1 pseudogene is annotated in these 520 nt (G+C 46.9%); it reads left to right on the forward strand.

The features are described 5' to 3' along the window. Positions 1–426 (forward strand): annotated as a pseudogene (locus tag WA381_RS21005) (Tn3 family transposase); the annotation flags it as partial. Between the last annotated feature and the right edge of the window lie 94 nt (positions 427–520).

Raw genomic sequence — 520 nt, forward strand, 5'->3', positions numbered from 1 at the left:
TTACAGGCGCTGACGGAGTATAATCGACTGGTCAAAGCGCAATATTTACTGGATTACATAGACAATGCCAGTTTGCGGCAGTACGTTCAGCGTGCCCTTAACCGGGGAGAAGCGTGGCACTTCCTGAGACGGGCTATTGCGTCGGTGAATGGCGATCAGTTCCGAGGCAAAAACGAGAGTGAAATCGCTATCTGGAATGAATGTGCAAGATTGCTTGCCAACGCGATCATCTACTTCAACTCCGCGATACTGAGTAATCTTCTGGGTCAATGTGAATCGAGATGATTTGAAGAGAAAGCGGGTATCACTCGTGCTGTTTCGCCCGTTGCGTGGCAAAATATCAACTTAAGCGGAACGTATAACTTCACTAATACTGGGAAATTGCCCAATATTGGCGAAATAACAAGGCCGATAGTGGATGATTAGGCTCCAAGCTGAAAGTAAACCACCTCCGCAGCCATTTATTGGTGTGGTCTACAGAGGATTATGTCTTTTTAGAGGGGAAAATCCCTAGAACCCC

Origin of the sequence: Alteromonas sp. CH_MED4-4, from assembly GCF_037029575.1 — a bacterium.
Taxonomy (GTDB): Bacteria; Pseudomonadota; Gammaproteobacteria; order Enterobacterales; family Alteromonadaceae; genus Alteromonas; species Alteromonas macleodii.